The sequence below is a fragment of the Streptomyces sp. NPDC002742 genome (genome assembly GCF_042888885.1).
GTDB lineage: Bacteria > Actinomycetota > Actinomycetes > Streptomycetales > Streptomycetaceae > Streptomyces.
This window is the reverse complement of record NZ_JBIAQF010000019.1, coordinates 22,530-45,118: the sequence shown is the minus strand read 5'-3', so window position 1 is coordinate 45,118 and position 22,589 is coordinate 22,530. Positions and strand designations below refer to the sequence as shown.

Below are 22,589 nucleotides of genomic sequence, written 5' to 3'. Positions count from 1 at the left end.
CCGCGACCATGCTGCTGACCATCGACGTAGGCAACACCCACACGGTCCTCGGTCTCTTCGACGGCGAGGAGATCGTCGAGCACTGGCGCATCTCCACCGACTCGCGCCGGACCGCCGACGAACTCGCCGTGCTGCTCCAGGGCCTCATGGGCATGCACCCGCTGCTCGGCGAGGAGCTCGGCGACGGCATCGACGGCATCGCGATCTGCGCGACCGTGCCGTCCGTGCTGCACGAGCTGCGCGAGGTGACGCGGCGCTACTACGGCGATGTCCCCGCGGTCCTCGTCGAGCCCGGCGTCAAGACGGGCGTACCGATCCTCACGGACAACCCCAAGGAGGTCGGCGCCGACCGGATCATCAACGCCGTGGCGGCCGTCGAGCTGTACGGGGGACCGGCGATCGTCGTCGACTTCGGAACCGCGACCACGTTCGACGCGGTCAGCGCGCGCGGTGAGTACGTCGGCGGTGTCATCGCCCCCGGCATCGAGATCTCCGTCGAGGCGCTCGGCGTCAGGGGCGCGCAGCTGCGGAAGATCGAGGTGGCCCGGCCGCGTGCGGTGATCGGCAAGAACACCGTCGAGGCGATGCAGTCCGGCATCATCTACGGGTTCGCGGGCCAGGTCGACGGGGTCGTGAACCGGATGGCGCGCGAGCTCGCCGACGATCCCGAGGACGTCACGGTGATCGCCACAGGCGGGCTGGCTCCGATGGTCCTCGGCGAGTCCTCGGTGATCGACGAGCACGAGCCGTGGCTGACACTGATCGGGCTGCGCCTGGTCTACGAGCGGAACGTGTCCCGCAGCTAGGGCAGCAGGGCCGACTCCGTGGTCGCGCGGAGTTCGTACAACCTTCTGGTGGGAGCCGGGGTCATGCCGGATGACTTCGGGGACGCCCCGGGGCCCTGGGCCACCAGAGGGAGTTCAGATGGGATCGATTCCGGCACGCGCCGGAAAGGCCGGTGCGGGGTTCGCGCGGCTGGCCGTGTGCGCCCTCGTCGCGGCGACGGTGCTGACGGGCGCGTCGACCGGACCGGCGGCCGCGAACGGGGACGCGGTGAGGGGCGGCGGGCCGGCGGCGGGGGCGTCGGTGCCCGCCGGCACCGACGTCGTGCTGGTGAGCCCGACGGACGTGAGGGCATATCCGTACGACGATCAGAACTCCGAGGGTCTGTACGCGGGCGTGCGCAACAAGGGAACGACGACGGTCGACTCCTACACGCTCACCCTCGACACCACGTCGCTCACGGGTCTCGCCGATGTGACGGGCTGCCCGGAGCAGGCGGACCACATCCTGGTCTGTGCGAGGGGCGAGGACTCGCTCGAGCCCGGCGAGTCCGCTTCGTACAGCCTCGGGCTGCGGCGCGCGAAGGGCGCGGCGGTCGGGGCCTCGGGCGAGATCCGCGTGATCGCCCGGTCGCACGGGGTCCGGCTCACGACCCGGACGATCAAGGTGACGGTTCCCGACGCGGGCATGGTTCTCGACCGGCTGGAGCGCACGCCCGCCAGCGAGAAGGTGAAGCCGGGAACCTCCTTGAAGGTGATGAGCGGGTTCACGAACTACGGTGCCACTCCGCAGGAGAGCGTGGGTTTTTCCGTCCGGTACGAAGGCCTGACGCCCGGCCAGGAGTTCAGCAACTGCGAATACCGAACCTGGGACGACTCCACCCATGGGAGCGGTCTGGCGCACTGCGTGGTCAAGGGCCCGGCCGCCGTGAGCGGTTCCTACGATGTGGATCTGGGCTCGATGACGGTCGACTCGGCGGTGCTCTCCGGTGAGCTTGCCGTCCACTACGTGCCTGACATGCGGTTGGCTGGGGAGGACGGCTACCACCGCGGAACCGGCGCCGAGCTGAAGCTGACGCCGCGCCCGGCCTCCGCACCACCGGGTGTGCCGCGGAGCAGCAACGGGGACTACACCCGGTTCTCCGTCGACAACACCGCGGACATCCAGGCCCTGGGGACCACCGTGCGGCAGAGGACGGCCGGGGAGCCGGTGACGGCCACGGTCGGTGTGCGCGACAACGGTCCCGCCGGGATGCGGTCGTGGAACGGCAGCGAGCCGGGCGAGGACCCGCCGTACCAGACGCATGTCTATCTCCCGGCCGGGACGGAGGCCACCACCGTTCCCGAGCAGTGTCACAAGCTCACGGACGAGCACGACGCCGTCTACTACGACTGCGGCATGAGCACCGAGCAGGACTTCTGGATCGAACCGGGCCAGCGGACGTCCTGGACGTTCGGACTGCGCGTGGCCGATCCGGCCGCTTTGAAGCCGGGCCGCGTCGAGGTGCTGTGGAGCGACCCCCACCAGAGCAACAACAGAGCGGCCATCGTTGTCAGCGCCTCGGGCCGGGGTTCTGGCAGTGATGGCGCGGGCGGCACCGAGGGCCCCGGCGATACGCCCAGCGCGCAGGGCTCCGGCGGCACCGGCGTCGACGCCGGGCAGGGGGAGCTGGCCGAGACGGGCATGGACTCGGTGACGTTCGCGGCCGGGGCGTCGGCGCCGGCCCTGCTTCTCGGCGGTGGCCTGTTCCTCGGCCTGCGCCGCCGAGCGTCGCGCTGATTACCGGGGGTTCCGTGGCTTGACCCCTGTCGGGCCCGCCGTGCGGACCTCATGGGTCCGCACGGTCGGCCGGTGCGGCGCCACAAGGACGAACGTGTCCCGCGGTCAGGGCAGGGCGATCGGCTCCGTGTTCGTATGAAGTTCATACAACCTTCTGGTGGGGTTAAGGGTCTTGGCGGGTGACTTCGGGGGTGTCCCGGGGCCCCGCACCACTAGAGGGAGCTCAGATGGGATCGATTCCGGCGCGTGCCGGAACGGCCGGCACGGGGTGGGCCCGGTCGGCCGTGTGCGCCATCGTCGCGGCGACGGCCCTGACGGGCGTGTCCACCGGCTCGGCGGCGGGGGCGCCCGCGCCGGCGGGCACCCGCGTGGTGGTGGACGCTCCGGCGACCGCGCAGGCTCTTCCGTACAAGGCTTCTTTTGGCGGACTGACGGACCTGTTCGTGGCCAACAGGGGGTCGACGATGGTCGACTCGTACAAGCTCACCGTCGATGCCACGTCGCTCAAGGGCGTCGCCGACGTGGCGGCGTGCGGGAAGGCGGCGGCACTCGTCACGGTCTGCGCTTCCAACGGGAATCTCCCGCCTAATGTGTCCGCGCCGCACTCGATCGTGCTGCGGCGCGCGAAGGGCGCGACGGTCGGTGCCTCGGGCGAGATCCACATCACCGTCGAGTCGAAGGGCGTCGAGCTCGCATCGAAGACGGTCAAGGTGACGGTTCCCGAAGCCGAACTGGTCCTGGACCGGCTGGAGCGCACGCCCGCCGGCGAGAAGGTGAAGCCGGCAACCTCCATGAAGCTCACGAGCGGGTTCACGAACTACAGCTCCACCGCGAAGGGAACGGACTTCCTCATGAGGTGGGGGGGCCTGACGCCCGATCAAGAATTCAGCAACTGCGAGTACTCGACCTCCCACGGCACCGCGCACGGCGGCGGCACGGCCCTGTGCGAGTTCGAGGGCCCGTTCGGCGTCGACGGCTCGTACGACCTGGACCTGGGATCGATGACGGTCGACACCGCTGTGCTGGAAGGGGAGTTCCATGCTTCGTACGGGGCGAAGTACTTCCGGTGGGAGGAGGGCGAGACACACCACCGCGGCACCGGCCCCGAGCTGAAGCCGACCCCCCGACCCGCCTCGGCGCCCCCGGGCGATCCGCAGGACGTCGAGGGGGTCACGCAGTTCAGGGTCGACAACACCGCGGACCTCCAGGCCGTGGGGGCCACGGTGCGGCAGAAGAAGGCCGGGGACCCGGTGAAGTTCACGGTGGGCGTACGCAACAACGGTCCCGCCGGGATGGCTGCCTGGAACGGCAGTGAGCCGGGCGAGGACGCGGCCTACGAGACCCGCGTCCACATCCCGGCCGGGACGAAGGTGGTCACCACCCCCAAGGCCTGCATCGAGTTCACGAACCACGGCGTCCTCGACTACTACCTGTGCAACGAGGACGTCCACGACGGCTGGATCGACTCGGGCCAGTACACGACGTGGGACTTCGACCTGCGCGTCGTCGATCCCGCCAAGCTGAAGCCGGGCCGGATCACGGTGGATTCGCTGTCGATCGATCCCGACAAGACCAACAACACCGCGGCGATCGTCGTCCAGGTCCCGGGCAACGCCTCGGGCACGGGTGGTACGAGCAGCGGCTCGGGCGGTTCGGCGGGCTCCGGCGGCACATCCGGAGGCAACGGCAACGGCGGCACGGGCGGCAACGGTACCGCCACGGCGACGGGCGGTACCGGGAGCGGCAGCATGGCCGAGACGGGCGCGGGCTCCTCGGTGACGTTCGCGGCCGGGGCGTCGGCGCTGGCCCTGCTTCTCGGCGGCGGCCTGTTCCTCGGCCTGCGCCGCCGAGCGGCACGCTGAGCGGCGGGGGCCCGTGAGGTGACCCCCGCCCCCGCCGGGCCCGCCATGCGGACCTCCATGGTCCGAATGGCGGGCCCGTGCCGCGCCACAAGAAGTACATTCGTCTGATTCTTCGCATTCGGTGCGTATCGTCACTTTCATGCCCACGCCATACGGATCCCACGGCGGCATGGCGTTCGGCGCGGAGGAGCTGCGTGTGCTCCGACGTGCCCTCGCCCTCGCCCTGCACCCCAGCCCCGTCTCGGCCGAGGACGTCCAGGACTGCCTCCGCCTCGCCGAGTCGGTCGACGAGGCGGCCCGCGAGGGAGCCAGGCTCCGGGCCTTCCTGCTGGACGACCTCGCCCGCTACCGGGCCGCACTGCCGGGCACCGCCGCCGGCTATCTGCTCCTCCTGGAGGAGGTGCTCGCCCGCGGGTACCGGCCGAACCCGGACGACCTCGCGGCGCTCCGCGCGCTGCGCGGCAACCCCGCCGCGGCAGCCCTCCTGGACCGCTGCCGGGTCCTCGCCGAGCAGGACGTGCGCGCCAGGCTCGCGGGTCGCGTGGTCGCCTCGGTCCCGTCGTCCCGCACCCGGCTGCTGGCCCTGCCCGGCGGCCGCGCCGCCGACGAGCCCGCCAAGAAGTCCGAGCCGAAACCGCAGTCCCGGCCACCGGCCGGGACGCCGCGTCCCGAGCGGCCGATCCCCACCCCGGGCGAGGTCTTCCCGCCGAGGCGCAGGCCCGGACCGCCTCCGGCGAACCCGCCGCAGCAACTCGCGGCGGGCTAGCTACTCTGGAGCCATGGACTACGTCTCCGCGCTCGTGCCCCCCGTAGTGATGGCCGTGTTCTTCATCGGGCTCATCGTGACGATCGTGAAGAGTCAGGGCGGGGCCAACAAGGCCAAGGAGGACGGCGTCGTCGACGCCGCCCTCGCCCGCGTGGACGCCGCCCAGCAGGCTTCGGCCCCCAAGGACGCCGGGGCCTGAGCCCCGGGCGGCCTCGCGCGCGGTTCCTCCGGGCGCCCCTCGGTCATGGCCGTCCCGCAACGAACCGCGTTGTCAGGGCGTACGACTTGGACGTTTCATACGTTCTTCGAGTCGTACGCCCTTTTTGTCGACCATCTCCCACTATTGTTCTGAACTGTGCCTCGCCCATTGGGAGAACTCGAAGACGCGGTCATGACGCGGGTGTGGAAGTGGAACCGCCCGGTGACCGTTCGGGAAGTCCTGGAAGACCTTCAACAGGAACGGTCCATCGCGTACACCACGGTGATGACCGTTTTGGACAATCTCCATCAGAAGGGCTGGGTCCGCCGTGAGGCGGAAGGCCGGGCCTATCGATATGAGGCCGTCTCCACGCGCGCCGCCTACTCGGCGGCCCTGATGAACGACGCCTGGTCGCAGAGCGACAACCCGGCGGCAGCTCTCGTCGCCTTCTTCGGGATGATGAGCGAGGAACAGCGGGTCGCCCTCAGGGATGCCGTACGCATGGTGCAAGGGCCCGAACCGCAAGCCTCCGAAGCCGCCGAAAGGCCACCGGTGCCCGAGCCCTCCGAGGAGAACCCCGCCGCCGACGGGGGCGCCTCCGGGCGATAGCGTCCGCTCATGCCAGCAGAGCGTCCCGCGGAGGTTCCGGCAGAGCTTCCGGCACAGCATCCCGAAGTCACCGCGAAAACCGTCACCGTCCGGCGGGCCAGGACAGGCGATGTCGCGGCCGTACGCGGACTCCTCGACGCGAACGTGCGCCGCCGTATCCTGCTCGACAAACCCACGGTCACGCTTTACGAGGACATCCAGGAGTTCTGGGTCGCGGAACGCGGCGCCGGCTCAAGTGCCGAGGTGGTCGGCTGCGGCGCCCTGCACGTGATGTGGGAAGACCTCGCGGAAGTCCGCACTCTCGCGGTGAACCCCGCGGTCAAGGGCCTGGGCGTCGGTCATCAGTTGCTGGAGAAGTTGCTGGAGACCGCTCGCTGGCTCGGCGTTCGACGGGTTTTCTGTCTGACCTTCGAAGTCGGCTTCTTCGCGAAGCACGGCTTCGTGGAGATCGGCGAGACTCCCGTCGACACAGATGTGTACGCCGAGCTCCTGCGTTCCTATGACGAGGGCGTGGCAGAGTTCCTCGGTCTCGAACGAGTGAAACCGAACACCTTGGGCAACAGTCGGATGCTTCTGCATCTGTGATCGCGGCCGGCTATTCCGGCGGAGTGCGTTGCCCGCGTTCCCTATGTCCGAAACGCGCACGTTTCCGGGCGGGCGGTGTCCAGTGAGTCTCTGCCAGGGGTTTGTGTTTTTCCAGCAAAAGCGGTTTGCTTTCCGACGTAGTGCAGTACTGCATATAACAAGGGACGGCGAAACGGCGGATGCCGCGGGTCCTCCTTGCCCTGAAGTTATCGATGAAAGGAAATCCGGTGGCACAGAAGGTTCAGGTCCTTCTTGTCGACGACCTCGACGGTGGCGAGGCGGACGAGACCGTGACGTTCGCGTTGGACGGCAAGACGTACGAAATCGATCTCACGACCGCCAATGCGGACAAGCTCCGTGGCCTTCTTGAGCCCTACACGAAGGGTGGCCGTCGTACCGGAGGCCGTGCCTCGGGTGGACGCGGAAAGGCCCGCGCCGCTTCCGGTGGCAGCCAGGACACCGCGCTGATCCGCGCCTGGGCCAAGGAGAACGGCTACGAGGTCAACGACCGCGGCCGCGTTCCCGCGACCATTCGCGAGGAATACGAGAAGGCCAACGGCTGAGCGCACGCTCTCCGCAGCCTTACCCGGTGGCATTGTGTGGCCATCGTCTGCACCAGTCGTACGAGATCGGGGGCGCCCCCAACGCCCCCGCCGACGCCCCCGCCGCCCAGCGCCGACAGCGTCGGCAACGCCGGTTCCACCTCGCGGCCGGGCTCCGGGGGTCGCAGCCAGCGGGCGGCCCCTCGCGGGCCCCTCTGCGTTTTCGGACCGGCCGCGAGCCGGTCCGCGGGACGGGCTCGCGGGTGGCCTTCGGGCCGGTCCTCGGGCAGGTCCCCGAATCCGGCCGGCCGCGGAGGACGGGGACCCGGTGACACCGGAGCCCCGAAGTCCGGCGCCACGGAGGCGGCTCCACGGTCCCGCTCCGGCTCCGGCTCCACGGTCCCGCGCTCCGGCGCCACCGGGACGCCGGGATCCGGCGGCGGGGGAGCCTCGATGCTTCCGTCCGCGCCGATCGCCGTGAGATCCAGCGCGAGAGAGCCCCACTCCAGCCAGTCGAGCAGCCCCGGCAGTTCCTCCGCGCTCCCCGCGGCCACCAGCAGCCGCATCCGGTCCCCCTGCAGTGCCACCGGAGAAACGGGCGCCAGATGCCGCAGCGCCGCGAATCCCGCCTCCGCCGGTACCTCCAGGACGTCGAAGCGCAGCCCGGTGACGAGCCGTACCGGCGATCCGGGCACTGCCGTCCATCCCAGTTCGTTCTCGTACCACTGATGCACCGGATCGACCGGATCACCGGGACCGAACGGCCGACGAGGGACAGGGACGGTGGGAACCATGCAAGGAGCAACCGCCACAAGAGCCCCGGAGTTACGCTGGGTGTTTGCGGGACCGCACAGAGTTCCGGGAAAAGGGGCGTGCGGGAGCGTTCCGCCGGGCATGGATGTTCGCCCGTAGCGGAGGGAACCGGTGCGCGCGGCATGGAGTGTCCGTGCGTGCGGGTAAGACATCCCTAGTGGGAGGGGCGACACGTAGGGCTCGGGCATCTCACGTTCGCCATCGGCGTACAGCGGGAGAGGGTATCTGCCTGGCCTGCGGGAACATCGTCTCGCACCATCAGGTTGGAGCAGATGTCGGCGTTCGGGGTCAGGAGGCCAAGGACGGTGTCGGCAGTTGGAATGAGCGGTCCCCGCTTGCGGGACTAAGCTGCGGAAGGACAGGGAGGGGAGCGTCCCCTTACTGCCTGACCGCTCTGAGGAGCGATTAACGATGTTCGAGAGGTTCACCGACCGCGCGCGGCGGGTTGTCGTCCTGGCTCAGGAAGAAGCCCGGATGCTCAACCACAACTACATCGGCACCGAGCACATCCTCCTGGGCCTGATCCACGAGGGTGAGGGTGTCGCCGCTAAGGCCCTGGAGAGCCTCGGGATTTCGCTCGAGGCGGTCCGCCAGCAGGTGGAGGAGATCATCGGGCAGGGCCAGCAGGCCCCCTCCGGCCACATCCCCTTCACCCCCCGTGCCAAGAAGGTCCTGGAGCTGTCGCTCCGCGAGGCCCTTCAGCTGGGCCACAACTACATCGGCACGGAGCACATCCTGCTCGGCCTGATCCGTGAGGGCGAGGGCGTCGCCGCCCAGGTCCTGGTCAAGCTGGGCGCAGACCTCAACCGGGTGCGGCAGCAGGTGATCCAGCTGCTCTCCGGTTACCAGGGCAAGGAGACCGCCACCGCCGGTGGTCCTGCCGAGGGCACCCCCTCCACGTCCCTGGTCCTCGACCAGTTCGGCCGGAACCTCACCCAGGCCGCTCGTGAGTCCAAGCTCGACCCGGTCATCGGGCGCGAGAAGGAGATCGAGCGGGTCATGCAGGTGCTGTCCCGCCGTACGAAGAACAACCCGGTGCTGATCGGTGAGCCCGGCGTCGGCAAGACCGCCGTCGTCGAGGGCCTGGCCCAGGCCATCGTCAAGGGCGAGGTGCCCGAGACCCTCAAGGACAAGCACCTCTACACCCTCGACCTCGGCGCGCTGGTCGCCGGCTCCCGCTACCGCGGTGACTTCGAGGAGCGCCTGAAGAAGGTCCTCAAGGAGATCCGCACCCGCGGCGACATCATCCTGTTCATCGACGAGCTCCACACGCTGGTCGGTGCGGGTGCCGCCGAGGGCGCCATCGACGCCGCTTCGATCCTGAAGCCGATGCTGGCCCGCGGTGAGCTCCAGACCATCGGTGCGACCACGCTGGACGAGTACCGCAAGCACCTCGAGAAGGACGCGGCCCTCGAGCGCCGCTTCCAGCCGATCCAGGTGGCGGAGCCTTCCCTCCCCCACACGATCGAGATCCTCAAGGGTCTGCGCGACCGGTACGAGGCCCACCACCGCGTGTCCATCACGGACGAGGCCCTGGTGCAGGCGGCGACGCTCGCCGACCGGTACATCTCGGACCGCTTCCTCCCCGACAAGGCGATCGACCTGATCGACGAGGCGGGCTCCCGGATGCGCATCCGCCGGATGACCGCACCGCCGGACCTCCGTGAGTTCGACGAGAAGATCGCGGGCGTGCGCCGCGACAAGGAGTCGGCCATCGACTCCCAGGACTTCGAGAAGGCGGCCTCTCTCCGCGACAAGGAGAAGCAGCTGCTGGCGGCGAAGGCCAAGCGCGAGAAGGAGTGGAAGGCCGGCGACATGGACGTCGTGGCCGAGGTCGACGGCGAGCTGATCGCCGAGGTCCTGGCCACCGCCACCGGCATCCCGGTCTTCAAGCTGACCGAGGAGGAGTCCTCGCGTCTGCTGCGCATGGAGGACGAGCTCCACAAGCGGGTCATCGGCCAGAAGGACGCCATCAAGGCGCTCTCGCAGGCGATCCGCCGTACGCGAGCGGGTCTGAAGGACCCGAAGCGTCCAGGTGGTTCCTTCATCTTCGCCGGACCCTCGGGTGTCGGTAAGACGGAGCTGTCGAAGACCCTCGCGGAGTTCCTCTTCGGTGACGAGGACGCGCTGATCTCCCTCGACATGTCGGAGTTCAGCGAGAAGCACACGGTCTCGCGTCTCTTCGGTTCGCCCCCCGGCTACGTGGGCTACGAAGAGGGCGGCCAGCTGACCGAGAAGGTCCGCCGCAAGCCGTTCTCCGTCGTCCTCTTCGACGAGGTCGAGAAGGCCCACCCGGACATCTTCAACTCGCTGCTGCAGATCCTGGAGGACGGTCGTCTGACCGACTCCCAGGGCCGGGTCGTGGACTTCAAGAACACGGTCATCATCATGACGACCAACCTCGGTACCCGGGACATCTCCAAGGGGTTCAACCTCGGCTTCGCGGCCGTGGGCGACGTCAAGTCCAACTACGACCGGATGAAGGCCAAGGTCAACGAGGAGCTGAAGCAGCACTTCCGCCCCGAGTTCCTGAACCGTGTCGACGACACGGTGGTCTTCCACCAGCTCACCGAGGAAGACATCATCCAGATCGTCGACCTCATGATCGCCAAGGTCGACGAGCGTCTGAAGGACCGGGACATGGGCATCGAGCTCAGCCCGACCGCCAAGTCGCTCCTCGCGAAGAAGGGCTACGACCCCGTGCTGGGCGCCCGGCCGCTGCGCCGGACCATCCAGCGCGAGATCGAGGACATTCTCTCCGAGAAGATCCTCTTCGGCGAACTCCGTCCCGGCCACATCGTGGTCGTCGACACCGACGGCGAGGGCGAGGCCAAGGCCTTCACCTTCCGCGGTGAGGAGAAGTCGGCGCTCCCCGACGTCCCGCCGATCGAGCAGGCCGCCGGCGGCGCCGGTCCCAACCTGAGCAAGGAGGCGTGACCTCCGGGTCCGTCTGAAAAGGGGCTGCCCCGGGACTTCGGTCCCGGGGCAGCCCCTTTTTTCGCAGGGGAGGAGCCACAGGTTGAGGAGTCACAGATTTTGGAGGGGAGAAGTCACAGAACGTTGTGGTTCTTGGTCGTCGTGTGTTCGCCGGGCAATTGACGCGTGAGTTGTTCCGGCGCGGTGCCGGTGTCCGAATCGAGGACGAATTTGACCGTCCGCGGATTCGGCAGCACGGTCCGGAGTCCGGAGAGGTCCTCGTTCCCCGTCGGCTTTCTCAGCTCCAGGTGCTCGACGGCCGGCAGCGGTGGCGCCGACACGAGGGATCCCAGGGCGCCCCGATGGATCCGCGGTTCCCTGAGCCCCGCCAGTGCGGCGACCTCGGACCAGTCGGCGCGGGAGAGTTCGCCGGGCACGCGGCTCAGCCACAGGGTGCGCAGGACTGTCAGTGGCTCAGCCCCCGCATCCCGGTGTCGCGCGGTACGTCCAGTCCGAAGGAGAGCACGTCCAGAGGCGAGTTCAGCGGGAGGGTTTCGCTCAGCGACCGGCCCACGAGCCGGTGTCCGACGTTCAGTTCACGCAGCGAGGTCAGCCCGGCCAGACCGCCGGGGGCCGGGGTCCGTCCCGAGGCGGGCATCAGGTACAGCCCCCACAACGGCAGCTCCGCCAAGGGCTGACCGTCGATCCCTGTGCACTGATCGAGGTTGAGCTGCTCCAGTCGCCCCTGGGCGGTCAGGAAGTCAAGGTCCCGCAGCCGGCTGTTGTGGCGCAGCGCGAGCCGGGTCACCTGGTCGGGCGGCAGGCAGGAGCGCAGCTCCGCCGAGTCGATGTCCCCGACGGTCTGCAGCCGGGACCGGCCGCCCAGTTCGCGCAGGGTGCGGAGCTGCGCGGCCGAGTGCGCGGTGAAGTACAGGTCGGCCGGGTCGAGCTGGGTGATGACCTCGGACGCGTAGCGCCCGGTGTCGAACCTGTGCCGTCCCCAGGTGAGCTGGGCCCGTACGGACAGGGCCGGGTGCGAGCGGAAGCGTGCCAGTACGGAGATGGCCGCGTCGGTGCCGATCAGGCAGGCGGTGACCACGATCCCGCGGGCCTCGGCCTCGGTCAGCCCTCCGGTCCGGGCAGCAGCTCCAGGACGAGGGGCCGGCCTCGGCCAGGGCGAGGGGCCGGCCTCGGCCAGGGCGCGGGCCTCCTCGGACGTCCTGGGCGGGATGAGGGCGGCCGCGTCGCCCTCCACAGCGGCCCGCACCTCGGGCGCGAGCTGCGTGGCGTGTTCCAGTGAGGCGGGGGCGAGAAGCCGTACGCGGGTCGCGGACGGCCCGTCGAGCCGCGCCGCAGCGCGGGTCATGGCGCCCGGCAGCTCGGCCCGTTCCCGTGGCCGGGCGTGGGCGACGGCCATCCAGCCGCGTCGAAGGACAGGTCCCGGTCGGGGTTTCCGCCGGCCGCGCGCAGCCGCAGGGCGAGCGCCCGGTGGCCGAGCTCCACCGCCTGGATGTCCGTCATGGTGAGGTCGCCCAGGACGTGCAGGGTGGCCGCGACGGCGTGGACGACGGCCTTTCCTCGTCGGCGGGGAACGGACCCTCGGCGCCGCGCAGCGCCCGGCCGACCAGAGCGCCCGCGAGACCGGCCAGTTCCTTCTCGCCGACGACCCGTTTCTCGCCCTTGAAGGACACGAACGCGGATATGCGGACGGGCTTGTCCACGAGCCCGGCTCCAGGGCCCTGCGCCACGAAGAGCTTCCTGATGAGAGGCCCGGCCACGCTTGAGGCCAGGCGTGTGCCGACGGCTACTGGGCCCACGACGATCCCCCGGGAGAACGTTGGGCCGGAAGGGCAACCGTACGTTCTGACGGCTGATCCGCGCCGCGGAACGCGGTCTCACCACCACTCGCGGCGGTCGTCGGCTCCTCTTGTGCGCCCGGTCACTGATTTCGGGCGGCCGGGGGCGGCCGACAGGGTCCCCAAGACCCTTGAAACCAGGGGCCGGAGCGTAGCCCGCGTCACATTCAGGGGGTCCCGGATCCGGCGGCCCGGTGACAAGGGGCACAGGCGTTTCAGCCGGTACTAGGGCGAGTAGTAGAGACGCCGAAACGGACATAAAGGACCTTTGGTCCGGGGTGGGGAGGACCTGTGGCGCGGCGCCGCGAAGGGCGGGGTGAAGGCATGTTCAGCAAGGGGTGTGCCGCCCCGAAGTGGGGTTAAACCGGGTTTCCCGGGCGAAAGCGACAAGATCCCCTCCTGAATGTCCGAGGTGTCAAGGTTCATCAAGTTTTGCGATGAAGTACTAGTTCGCGTCGTAGATGGAGGGTTTGAGTCGACCTGGGGGCGCGGGTTACCAATGAATGGCCCACTCGGCGGCAGGCACTGCGCCGGAGTGGTTGTTCCAAGTCCTTGTCCCCGGCTCAACGAGGTATTCATGTCGAAGCGCGTCACGTCCCGCAAGTCCCTTACGTCCCTGGTCCGCACTCGGGCGGCCGTTCTGGCCGTCGGCCTGGGCGCCACGGCCGTACTGGGCGCAGGGGTCGCGACCGCCGCCGAAACGGGCGTCAGCACCAGCGCGACCGTCACCGCGGCCAACGCCGTACAGACGCAGGCCGCCGCTCAGGCCAAGGCCGCCGCGGTGAAGAAGGCCGCGGCCGCCAACAAGGCCGCCGTCGCGAAGAAGGCCGTCGCCAAGAAGGCCGCCTCCTGGATCGACCCGGTCGCGAAGTACACCCTGTCCGCCTCCTTCGACCAGGCCGGCGGCATGTGGGCCCACAAGCACTCCGGTCAGGACTTCGCCGTGCCGCAGGGCACCAACGTCATGGCCGCGCACGGCGGCACCGTCGTCAAGGCGGGCGGCAACGGCGCCGGCGACGGTCCGGCGTACGGCAACGCCGTCGTCATCAAGCACGGCAACGGCACGTACTCGCAGTACGCCCACCTGTCGCGCATCGACGTGCACGTCGGTCAGGTCGTCGCCACCGGTCAGCACATAGCCCTGTCCGGCAACACCGGCAACTCCAGTGGCCCGCACCTGCACTTCGAGATCCGCACGACGCCCAACTACGGCTCGGCCATCAACCCCGTCGCGTTCCTGCACGGCATGGGTGTGACTGTCTGACCCACCCGCGCCGGTGACCCGGCGCGGAGCCCCGGCGCGGAATGCCGGAGCAGAGCCCGAGGCGGAGGCCCGGCGTCAGGAAAGCGGCGCTAGGAAACTCCGCCCCCGTGGGCCGCTCCGCCCCCGTGGGCCGCTCCGCCCCCGTGGGCCGCTCCGCCCCCGTGGGCCTGCGTCACCAGATCGATCGCGACCTCCAGGACGGCCTTGCGCTTGTCCTCGGGGTCGCCTTCGACGTCTTTGAGCACGAACATGCCGGCGTGCATCGTGAAGAGCGCGCTGATGCAGCGGACCTGGTCGGTCAGCGGCGACTCGGGCTCCTTGATGATCTCCAGCATGCTGATCATGCGGTCCTTGAAGGTCTCGCCGATGCTCAGCTCGCGTACAGTCGCCTGGTTCTCCTGCATGAAGCGGAAGAGCGGGGACGCGCCGCCGAGGGCGTCGCTGTAGCGGCGCAGCACCTCCTGCTTGGTCTCCAGGCTGTGCGGCTGCTGCCTGCCCCACTCGATCAGCTCGTCGAGCGGCCTCGTCAGATCCTCGAAGAGGCTGATGAGGATCTCTTCCTTGGTCTTGAAGTGGTAGTAGAGCGCCGCTTTGGTGACATCGAGGTGCTCGGCTATCTCGCGCAGCGAGGTCTTCTCGTAGCCCTGCTCGGAGAAGAGTTCGAGGGCCACGTCCTGGATGCGCTGCCGTGTGTCGCCCCGGCGCTGCCGCTTGGTGCCGTCCATCGTGCCGCCCATCCTCGTATTCCTCGCGCTCCCTGAAACTTACCTGTCGACCGGCTGGTAAAACTAGTCATACTTACTTGACGCCCGGCTAGTTACGGGGCTATTTTCCCTGAGTGTAGTCAGCTTGCCGGTCGGCAAGTAAGTAGTCGGACGGCGGCAGAGGTACTAGGGGAGTGGGAAGAACGATGGCGGACAAGACGAAAGCGGCCGAACCGGCCGCGGAGCAGGCCGGGCCAGGGGCCGACGGCCAGCCGGCGGTCGAGGGCGGGAAGCGACAGCGCAGCGTGCGCGTGGTCCTGCTCGCGCTGATGCTCACGATGATGCTGGCCATGCTCGACAACATGATCGTCGGCACGGCCATGCCGACCATCGTGGGTGACCTCGGCGGACTCGAACACCTTTCCTGGGTCGTGACGGCGTACACCCTCGCCACCGCGGCCTCCACCCCGATCTGGGGCAAGGTCGGCGACATGTACGGGCGCAAGGGCGCCTTCATGACCTCGATCGTGATCTTCCTGATCGGCTCCGCGCTCAGCGGCATGGCCCAGAACATGGGTGAGCTGATCGGATTCCGGGCCATTCAGGGTCTCGGCGCCGGCGGTCTCATGGTCGGCGTCATGGCGATCATCGGTGACCTGATCCCGCCCCGTGAGCGCGGCAAGTACCAGGGCATGATGGCCGGCATCATGGCGCTGGCGATGATCGGCGGTCCGCTGATCGGCGGCACCATCACCGACAACTGGGGCTGGCGCTGGTCCTTCTACATCAACCTGCCGCTCGGCGCGATCGCGCTCGCCGCGATCAGCATCGTCCTGCACCTGCCGAAGAAGCGGTCCGAGACGCGCATCGACTACCTCGGCGCCGCGCTGCTCACCGTCGGCATCACCTCCATCGTCCTCGTCACCACCTGGGGCGGCACGGAGTACGCCTGGTCGTCCGCGCGGATCATGGAGCTCATCGGCCTCGGCGTCGCCGCGCTGGTCGGGTTCGTCTTCTGGCAGACCAAGGCCGCCGAGCCGATCGTGCCGCTGCACATCTTCCGCAGCCGCAACTTCACCCTGATGTCGATCATCGGCTTCGTCACCGGCTTCGCCATGTTCGGCGCCACGCTGTTCCTGCCGCTGTACCAGCAGGCGGTGCAGGGCGCGTCCGCGACCAACTCCGGTCTGCTGCTGCTGCCCATGCTGGGCGCGATGCTCGTGACGTCGATGGTCGCCGGGCGGGTCACCACCGCCACCGGCCGCTACAAGATCTTCCCCGTCATCGGCGGCGTGCTGATGGTGATCGGCCTCTACCTGCTGTCGACGATGGACACGGACACCACCCGTTTCATGTCCGGCGTCTACATGGCCGTCCTCGGCCTGGGCATGGGCTGTCTGATGCAGGTCACCATGCTGGTGGCGCAGAACAGCGTGGAGATGAAGGACATGGGCGTCGCGTCCTCCTCCACCACCCTGTTCCGTACGCTCGGCTCGTCGTTCGGTGTCGCCGTCATGGGCGCGCTGTTCAACAACCGCGTCAAGGACGTCATGGCCGAGAAGGCCGGCGCGCTGGGCTCGAAGATCACCGAGCAGTCCCCGCAGCTGGACGCGGCGAGCCTGGCGAAGCTGCCGGCGGCGGCGCGCGAGGCCTACCAGCACGCGGTGTCGGCCGGTACGCACTCGGCCTTCCTGCTGGGCGCGTCGGTGGCCGTGATCGTGATGATCTCGTCGGTCTTCGTCAAGGAGGTCGCCCTCAAGGGAGCGGGAGCGCCCAAGCCCGCCGAGGACGGCGCGCAGGACGAGGCACCCCAGGTCCAGCTCGCCGAGCCGGTCTGACCTGATCGCGGGGCCGGTCCTCGCGACGGCCCCTGAACTCCTCGAAACGAAGGCCCCCGGCGTTGTCCGCCCCGGGGGCCTTCTCCTGTGCCGGGCCTCCTCCCGCACGGACTTCCTCCCGCACGGGTCTGCCCCGGTGCCGGGTCGCTGTCAGTGCCGCGTGCCACCATCGGGAACGTGGACCGAATGCGGCAGCTGCGGCTCGCCAAGGACGTCATCGACCGGGACTGGGCCGAGTCCGGCACCGATCTCGGCGCGCTGGCCGCGCGCGCCGGATATTCGCGGTATCACTTCATACGGGCCTTCAAGGCGGCGTACGGCGAGACCCCGGGCCAGTATCTGACGCACCGGCGCATCGACCGGGCCGAGGACCTGCTGCGTACCGCGAACCTCTCGGTGACCGAGATCTGTCATCTGGTCGGCTTCAGCAGCCTCGGCACCTTCTCCGCGCGCTTCAAGGCCTGGACCGGGATGACGCCGAGCGAGTACCGGGCGAAACACGTCGGGCGGGGTGCCGCCCTCATACCCGGCTGCTACGCGATGCTCTGGGCCGGCGGCTTCCGGACCGGGCCGGGCGCGGGATCCCGTGAAGGCACCGCTGCGGGAGAGCGCAATTCCGGAGAAGCGCCGTGACGGGGAGGGCGCCTACCGTGGCAGGGCGCGCGCGGCCGACGACGACCCGGCCCGGCCGCGCACACCTCGCGATCCCGCACACCTGGAGCACACCATGATCAAAGGACTCGCCATCTCGACCGTCTGGGTCCTCGACCAGGACCGGGCCAAGGAGTTCTACACCGAGAAGCTCGGGCTCGAACTCCGTACGGACATGACGATGGGCGAGGGCGGCATGCGCTGGCTCACCGTCGGTGCCCCGGATCAGCCCGGGATCGACCTGACCCTCATGGTGCCCGGACCGCCCGCCATGGACCCCGAGTCCGCCGAGATGATGAAGAAGCTGATCGCCAAGGGCATGCTCGGCGCGGGAGTGCTGCGGACCGACGACGTCCAGGGCGACTACAAGAGGCTCAAGGACCGTGGCGTGGAGTTCCTCCAGGAACCGCAGGAGCGTCCCTACGGCACGGAAGCGCTGTTCCGCGATGACTCGGGGAACTGGTTCTCCCTCACCCAGCACCGCTCCGGCGAGCTCGACCTGGACAAGGACTGGAGCTGCTAGGACCGGGACAGTCCCGTCGGTCTGGAGCCGCCGGGACAGTCCCGTCAGGTCTGGAGCCGCCGGGGACGGGGGTGCCGGGTCCGCAGCCGGCAGGACCGGCCCTCGCCGCTACGGCTACTTCCTGGAGGGCGGCAGTATCGGGTAACTCCCCGTGCTCGTCGGCGCGTGCTCCGGCAGCCACAGCACCGCGACCGCGCCCTCGGCGGGTACGTCGTCCGGGGCCCCGCCGGGTCGTACGTTGCGGAAGGTCAGCCGTGCGCCGAGCACCCGTGCCTGGCCCGCGGCGATGGTGAGGCCGAGTCCGTGGCCGTCGCCCGCGCGGTCGGTGCTGCCGGTGCGGAAGCGGCTCGGTCCCTCGGCGAGGAGTTTCTCGGGGAAGCCGGGGCCGTGGTCGCGGACGCGGATGACGCGGCCCTCGACGGTGACCTCGATCGGCGGCCTGCCGTGCCGGGCGGCGTTCGCGAGGAGGTTGAGCAGGACGCGCTCCAGGCGGCGCGGGTCCGTCGTTACCTCCGACTCGTGCACCACACGCACCTCGACGTCCGCGCCCTTGGCGGCCACCCGCCGGGTCACGAACTCGCCGAGCATGATGTCCTGCAGCTCGGCCCGCTCGGAGGCCCCGTCGAGCCGGGCGACCTCCAGGACGTCCTCGACGAGGGTGCGCATGGCCTGCGCCCGGTCCCGTACGAGCTCGGTGGGGCGGCTGGGCGGCAGGAGTTCGGCCGCCGTGAGCAGTCCGGTCACCGGGGTCCGCAGCTCATGGGCGATGTCGGCGGTCACCCGGCGTTCGGCCTCGATGCGCTGCTGGAGCGCGTCGGCCATGGCGTCAACGGCACGTGCGAGATCATCCGTCTCGTCGAGCACGACACCACCGATCGCGTCCCGCACCCGGACGTCCCGCTCGCCCTTGGCGACCCGGTTCGCGGCGGCCGCCGCCTTGCGCAGCCGGCGCGACAGCTGCCCGCCGATGAGCACGCCGAGCGCGCTGCCGCCGAAGACGACCGCGATGGAGCCGATGATCAGCGCCTGGTCGAGGTCCTTCATCACGTCCGCGTTGCGGTCCGTGAACCGCTCGTGCCAGGACAGCACCTGGCCGTTCCTGAGCGGTAGGGCGGCCCAGATGTCCGGCACGCCGTTCGGGCTGTCGGAGACGTAGGTCGCCCGCCGTCCCTCCGAGACCTTCACCATCAGGTCCGCCGGAATGGAGGGATCGTCGATCTTGGCCCCGAACGGCGGCTGTCTGCCGGGCCCGTACATGCGCTCGGCGAGCTGGATGCGTTCGTCCGCCAGGTCGCGCGAGTTGTCCAGCATCGAGACGCGGGCCGCGTTGTGCACGACCAGGCTCAGCGCGATGGCGACCAGCGCGCCGACCAGGGCGATCGCCGTGCTGAGCTTCCAGCGGATGCCCGTACGGATGCTCGTACCCGAATCCGCCCCTCGGTCGATCCCGATGCCGATGCCTCGGCCCCTGCGGGTGTTCCTGCCCAGGATGTCGCCGGTGCCGGGATCTCCGTGGGCGCCGATCCCGGCGCCTGCGCCGCGGTGGGAACCCGCGTTCACGCCACCGCCCGCGTCCGCGGGTCTCCCCGGAACCGGTCCTCGCCCCGGGATCGGTCCCTGCCCGGGAACCGAGGGCTTCCCCGGAGCCGAGCGCTGAAATATCCCCCGCATATCGTGCTCAGGCCTTCAACTTGTAGCCGAAGCCGCGGACCGTCTCGATACGGTCCTGGCCGATCTTCGTACGCAGCCGCTGTACATGGACGTCGACCACCCGGGTGTCCCCGCCCCAGCCGTAGTCCCATACACGTTCGAGCAGCTTGTCGCGGCTCAGGACCGTCCCGGGCGCCGACGAGAACTCCAGGAGCAGCCGCATCTCGGTGGGCGTCAGCGCCACCGGCGTACCGCTCCGCAGCACCTCCATGCCCTCGGTGTCGATCTCCAGATCACCGAAGGCGAGCACCCCGCCGTCCACCGTCGCGGACTCCTCGGCCGTCGCGCCCATGCCGCCGCTCGCGTGCCCGAAGCGGCGCAGCACCGCGCGGATACGGGCGACCAGCACGGCGCCGTCGAAGGGCTTGGTCACATAGTCGTCGGCGCCCGCCTCAAGGCCGAGCACGATGTCGATCGAGTCGGCGCGCGCGGACAGCATGATGACCGGCACGGTCGACTCGTCGCGGATACGGCGGCACAGCGAGACCCCGTCGAGTCCGGGGACCATCACGTCCAGCAGGGCGATGTCGGGACGGTCGGCGCGGAACGCCTCCAGGCCCGAGAGCCCGTCGGGCATGGCCGTGACCGCGAAGCCGTCGCGCTCCAGGGCGAGTTGCGTGGCCTCGCGGATGACGTCGTCGTCCTCGACGAACAGGACGTGGGTCTGCTCTGGCATCCGGCTGTTCCGTCCGCTCTCAGTTCGCGTCGGGGTCGGGCGAACTGGTGCCGCCCACCGCGTTGCTGTAGTCGTTGTGGATCCGGGACTGCTCGACGAAGCGCGTCGCGGACCAGCCGTAGGTGATCACTTCCTCGCTGGAGGGGTACGACACCGGGTCGCCCTTCTCGTACAGCTGCTGGGTGACCACCAGATCGCCCCGGTCGATCTCGGCGTAGACCGGCGGTTCCTCGGCCTTGAAGACATTCTGGTACCTGCCGTTCTCCACGCGATAGACGTACGAGCCGACGCCGACGGCATCGGCACAGGTCATCACGTTGATCACTATGTCGTTCGAGGATCCGCCGGTCAGATCCCCGTACGACACGTCGACCGGGTACTCGTCGGCGACGCACGGCTTCAGGTCGCGCTTGACCGCCGCGCTGACCGCCGGGTCGTCCTTGACGATCTTGACCGCGTCCACGCGCTTGGGTGTCCTGGAGGGCGAGCCGGAGCCCGCCTGCGTGATGCTGCCCTTGGCCACCGCGTCGCTGCCCGCCGGGCCCTCGTCGCGGGCGCCGGTGCCACCGGTGGCGCACGACGTCATGAAAAGGCCGAGGGCGGCGAGCCCGGCCGCCGCCGAACTCCCCGCCTTCAGGGCCGCTCTGGGCCGGATTCCTAGGCCGCGCAACGCTCCCGCTCCTCACGTTCGAGCGCGCGGGCGTCCAGGTCGCGGTTCTCCAGCTCCTCGCGGAGCCGGGCCAGCGCCCGGTGCAGCGTGCTCTTGACCGTTCCGGCCGACATACCGAGTGCGGCGGCCGTCTCCTCCGTGGACATCTGCTCCCAGTGTCGCAGCACCACGACACTGCGCTGTTTGGGTGCCAGCACCTTCATGATGTCCATCAGCAGCGCGCGGTCCGCGTGCTGCTCGGTGGCGTCCTCCACGCACGCGTCGGGCAGTTGCTCGGTGGGCACCTCCTCGAGCTTGCGGGCCCGCCACCACTCGGTGCGCGTGTTGATCATGACGCGGCGCAGGTAGGCGTCGGCGAGGCGCTTGTCCGCGATGCCCTCCCAGCGGCCGTACGTCCGCACGAGCGCGGTCTGGAGCAGGTCCTGGGCGTCGACCGGGTCGGGGACCAGGCGGCGGGCACTGCGCAGCAGCGCGTCCTGCCGAGTGCGGACGTACTCCTCGAATTCGAGCACCTCGCCGTGCGCCATGATCAACCGCCTCCATCCCCGTTTCCGACCTGACTGCTGCCGGTTGTCCGTTGCCTGCGAACCGCCGCTCTTCCGCCGCTTGTTGCGGCCTTTCCTGCGGTACGGCACTGAAGCTACGGAGGGGTTGTCACGAGGTTGTCCGAGCCAGCCTGCGGCCAGCACTCGGCTGTCCGTCGGTTGTGTAACGGTCGGAGGCGCGGGGTATAGGGAGGGGGGTCTACATCCCGGTTGATTCGGTTTTGGTGTCGCCGCTATGTCAGGGGCAGCCGATACAGAGCGCCGGGAAGCGGCTCCACCAGTCCGTCGGCGACGAGTCCGTCGAGGGCCCGGCCCCGCTGGACCGGTTCGTCCCACACCCGGTCCAGCGCGCTCTGCGGAACCGGCACATGGGCCTCACGCAGGACGGCGAGCAGTTTGCCGCGCACCTGGCGGTCCGTGCCCGCGTACGTCTGCCCCTTGCGCGGCGGTCCGTCGTGCTCCGGCTTGCCGGCCAGCCGCCACGCGCACTGCGCGGCGATCGGGCAGGGGTGGCACGTCTCGTTCTTCGCCGTGCAGAGAAGCGCGCCGAGCTCCATGGACGCGGCGGCCCAGCGCGCCGCCGTGCTCTCGCTCTCGGGCAGCAGGGCGCGGGCGAGTTTGCGTTCGGCGGCGGTGGTGGCGTTCGGCGGGTACCGCACGCCGGTGACGGCGCGGGCGAAGACCCTGCGGACGTTCGTGTCCAATACGGGATGCCGCTGGCCGTAAGCGAACGACGCGACCGCCGCCGCCGTGTACTCCCCGATGCCGGGCAGCGCCAGCAGCTGCGCGTGCTCCGTCGGCACGTCGCCGCCGTGCCGCTCCGTTATGGCCACCGCGGCGCCGTGCAGACGCAGGGCTCGGCGCGGGTAGCCGAGCCGTCCCCAGGCCCGGACGGCTTCCCCCGGGGCGTCCTGCGCCAGATCGGCGGGGCGTGGCCAGCGGGCCAGCCACTGCTCGTACACGGGCAGGACACGGTTGACCGGGGTCTGCTGGAGCATGAACTCGCTGACCATCACCGCCCAGGGTCCGGCATCGGGATGCCGCCAGGGCAGATCGCGGGCGTGTTCGTCGAACCAGGCGATGACGGGGGTGTGGAGGTTCTCGCCGGGAGCGTTCGGGGTGGGCGCGGTGGGCTTGGTGGGTGCAGTCATGGCGATGTCGATCCTGCCATGTGCCGGTGAGGTTGCGGGGACGACGCCGGGGCGGGCGGTGGTGAAAGACCGCACCCGGCGGCCCTCGCGGCGCCGGGAAGGGGTCTCGCCGGGATGATGATCCGGAAAAGTTGGAACCAGGGCGGC

21 protein-coding genes and 1 pseudogene are annotated in these 22,589 nt (G+C 69.6%); 12 read left to right on the top strand and 10 right to left on the bottom strand.

What is annotated here, in order from left to right; genetic code table 11:
* The first annotated feature begins 8 nt into the window (after positions 1–8).
* The 7 genes from ACFYW8_RS29980 (at position 9) to ACFYW8_RS29950 (ending at position 7,146) form a co-directional block, all read left to right on the top strand.
* Positions 9–806, top strand: a complete 798-nt coding sequence (locus ACFYW8_RS29980) for a type III pantothenate kinase (protein ID WP_389083543.1) — start codon at positions 9–11, stop codon at positions 804–806.
* Between the two features lie 118 nt (positions 807–924).
* Complete coding sequence (locus ACFYW8_RS29975) at positions 925–2,562, top strand: LPXTG cell wall anchor domain-containing protein (protein WP_389083538.1); 1,638 nt, start codon at positions 925–927, stop codon at positions 2,560–2,562.
* Between the two features lie 227 nt (positions 2,563–2,789).
* Positions 2,790–4,424 (top strand): hypothetical protein, encoded by a 1,635-nt coding sequence (locus tag ACFYW8_RS29970; RefSeq protein WP_389083533.1) that lies wholly within the window; start codon positions 2,790–2,792, stop codon positions 4,422–4,424.
* Positions 4,425–4,501: 77 nt separating this feature from the next.
* The gene (locus ACFYW8_RS29965) at positions 4,502–5,389 is read left to right on the top strand and encodes a DUF6480 family protein (protein ID WP_389083911.1); all 888 of its coding nucleotides are present in this window, start codon (positions 4,502–4,504) and stop codon (positions 5,387–5,389) included.
* Between the two features lie 192 nt (positions 5,390–5,581).
* Complete coding sequence (locus ACFYW8_RS29960) at positions 5,582–5,998, top strand: BlaI/MecI/CopY family transcriptional regulator (RefSeq protein ID WP_389083906.1); 417 nt, start codon at positions 5,582–5,584, stop codon at positions 5,996–5,998.
* 9 nt (positions 5,999–6,007) lie between these two features.
* Positions 6,008–6,583 carry an amino-acid N-acetyltransferase gene (locus tag ACFYW8_RS29955; RefSeq protein WP_389083528.1) on the top strand — a complete coding sequence of 192 codons (576 nt, stop codon included), beginning with the start codon at positions 6,008–6,010 and terminating at the stop codon, positions 6,581–6,583.
* Between the two features lie 227 nt (positions 6,584–6,810).
* Complete coding sequence (locus tag ACFYW8_RS29950; protein ID WP_365881294.1) at positions 6,811–7,146, top strand: Lsr2 family protein; 336 nt, start codon at positions 6,811–6,813, stop codon at positions 7,144–7,146.
* On the opposite strand, the gene ACFYW8_RS29945 is transcribed toward ACFYW8_RS29950, so the two are convergent.
* Positions 7,077–7,919 carry an SCO3374 family protein gene (locus ACFYW8_RS29945; protein ID WP_389083521.1) on the bottom strand — a complete coding sequence of 281 codons (843 nt, stop codon included), beginning with the start codon at positions 7,917–7,919 and terminating at the stop codon, positions 7,077–7,079. The two genes, ACFYW8_RS29950 and ACFYW8_RS29945, sit on opposite strands and share 70 nt — an antisense overlap.
* 430 nt (positions 7,920–8,349) lie before the next feature.
* On the opposite strand from ACFYW8_RS29945, the gene ACFYW8_RS29940 reads away from it, so the two are divergent.
* The gene (locus ACFYW8_RS29940; protein WP_365881290.1) at positions 8,350–10,875 is read left to right on the top strand and encodes an ATP-dependent Clp protease ATP-binding subunit; all 2,526 of its coding nucleotides are present in this window, start codon (positions 8,350–8,352) and stop codon (positions 10,873–10,875) included.
* A gap of 113 nt (positions 10,876–10,988) precedes the next feature.
* On the opposite strand, the gene ACFYW8_RS29935 is transcribed toward ACFYW8_RS29940, so the two are convergent.
* The 3 genes and pseudogenes from ACFYW8_RS29935 to ACFYW8_RS29925 all read right to left on the bottom strand — a co-directional run bounded on the left by ACFYW8_RS29935 (position 10,989) and on the right by ACFYW8_RS29925 (position 12,602).
* Positions 10,989–11,291, bottom strand: a complete 303-nt coding sequence (locus tag ACFYW8_RS29935; protein WP_389083514.1) for a hypothetical protein — start codon at positions 11,289–11,291, stop codon at positions 10,989–10,991.
* A gap of 29 nt (positions 11,292–11,320) precedes the next feature.
* Positions 11,321–12,220, bottom strand: coding sequence for a hypothetical protein (locus ACFYW8_RS29930; RefSeq protein WP_389083510.1), 900 nt, complete (start codon positions 12,218–12,220; stop codon positions 11,321–11,323).
* Positions 12,217–12,602 (bottom strand): annotated as a pseudogene (locus ACFYW8_RS29925) (hypothetical protein). Before ACFYW8_RS29925 ends, ACFYW8_RS29930 begins: the two are co-directional and overlap by 4 nt.
* Before the next feature lie 685 nt (positions 12,603–13,287).
* Between ACFYW8_RS29925 and ACFYW8_RS29920 the strand changes: the two are divergent.
* The gene (locus ACFYW8_RS29920; protein WP_365881284.1) at positions 13,288–13,974 is read left to right on the top strand and encodes a M23 family metallopeptidase; all 687 of its coding nucleotides are present in this window, start codon (positions 13,288–13,290) and stop codon (positions 13,972–13,974) included.
* 89 nt (positions 13,975–14,063) lie between these two features.
* Here the strand turns inward: ACFYW8_RS29920 and ACFYW8_RS29915 are convergent, their stop codons facing one another.
* On the bottom strand, positions 14,064–14,711 hold the full coding sequence (locus ACFYW8_RS29915; RefSeq protein ID WP_389083503.1) for a TetR/AcrR family transcriptional regulator: 648 nt from the start codon (positions 14,709–14,711) through the stop codon (positions 14,064–14,066).
* 173 nt (positions 14,712–14,884) lie between these two features.
* On the opposite strand from ACFYW8_RS29915, the gene ACFYW8_RS29910 reads away from it, so the two are divergent.
* The 3 genes from ACFYW8_RS29910 (at position 14,885) to ACFYW8_RS29900 (ending at position 17,690) form a co-directional block, all read left to right on the top strand.
* Positions 14,885–16,516 carry an MDR family MFS transporter gene (locus tag ACFYW8_RS29910; RefSeq protein ID WP_365881280.1) on the top strand — a complete coding sequence of 544 codons (1,632 nt, stop codon included), beginning with the start codon at positions 14,885–14,887 and terminating at the stop codon, positions 16,514–16,516.
* 186 nt (positions 16,517–16,702) lie between these two features.
* A complete protein-coding gene (locus ACFYW8_RS29905; RefSeq protein WP_389083901.1) occupies positions 16,703–17,149 on the top strand; it encodes a helix-turn-helix transcriptional regulator in 447 nt (148 codons plus the stop codon).
* A 94-nt stretch (positions 17,150–17,243) separates the two neighbouring features.
* On the top strand, positions 17,244–17,690 hold the full coding sequence (locus ACFYW8_RS29900) for a VOC family protein (RefSeq protein ID WP_389083897.1): 447 nt from the start codon (positions 17,244–17,246) through the stop codon (positions 17,688–17,690).
* 114 nt (positions 17,691–17,804) lie between these two features.
* Here ACFYW8_RS29900 and cseC read toward each other — a convergent pair whose 3' ends face one another.
* The 5 genes from cseC to ACFYW8_RS29875 form a co-directional block, all read right to left on the bottom strand.
* The gene (cseC, locus tag ACFYW8_RS29895; protein WP_389083892.1) at positions 17,805–19,148 is read right to left on the bottom strand and encodes a two-component system sensor histidine kinase CseC; all 1,344 of its coding nucleotides are present in this window, start codon (positions 19,146–19,148) and stop codon (positions 17,805–17,807) included.
* Positions 19,149–19,368: 220 nt separating this feature from the next.
* Positions 19,369–20,076 (bottom strand): two-component system response regulator CseB, encoded by a 708-nt coding sequence (gene cseB / locus ACFYW8_RS29890; RefSeq protein ID WP_365881278.1) that lies wholly within the window; start codon positions 20,074–20,076, stop codon positions 19,369–19,371.
* A gap of 19 nt (positions 20,077–20,095) precedes the next feature.
* A complete protein-coding gene (locus ACFYW8_RS29885; RefSeq protein WP_389083492.1) occupies positions 20,096–20,746 on the bottom strand; it encodes a hypothetical protein in 651 nt (216 codons plus the stop codon).
* A complete protein-coding gene (locus tag ACFYW8_RS29880; protein WP_328554197.1) occupies positions 20,734–21,273 on the bottom strand; it encodes a SigE family RNA polymerase sigma factor in 540 nt (179 codons plus the stop codon). Before ACFYW8_RS29880 ends, ACFYW8_RS29885 begins: the two co-directional genes overlap by 13 nt.
* Before the next feature lie 251 nt (positions 21,274–21,524).
* Positions 21,525–22,442, bottom strand: coding sequence for an A/G-specific adenine glycosylase (locus ACFYW8_RS29875; protein WP_389083488.1), 918 nt, complete (start codon positions 22,440–22,442; stop codon positions 21,525–21,527).
* Positions 22,443–22,589 lie beyond the last annotated feature (147 nt).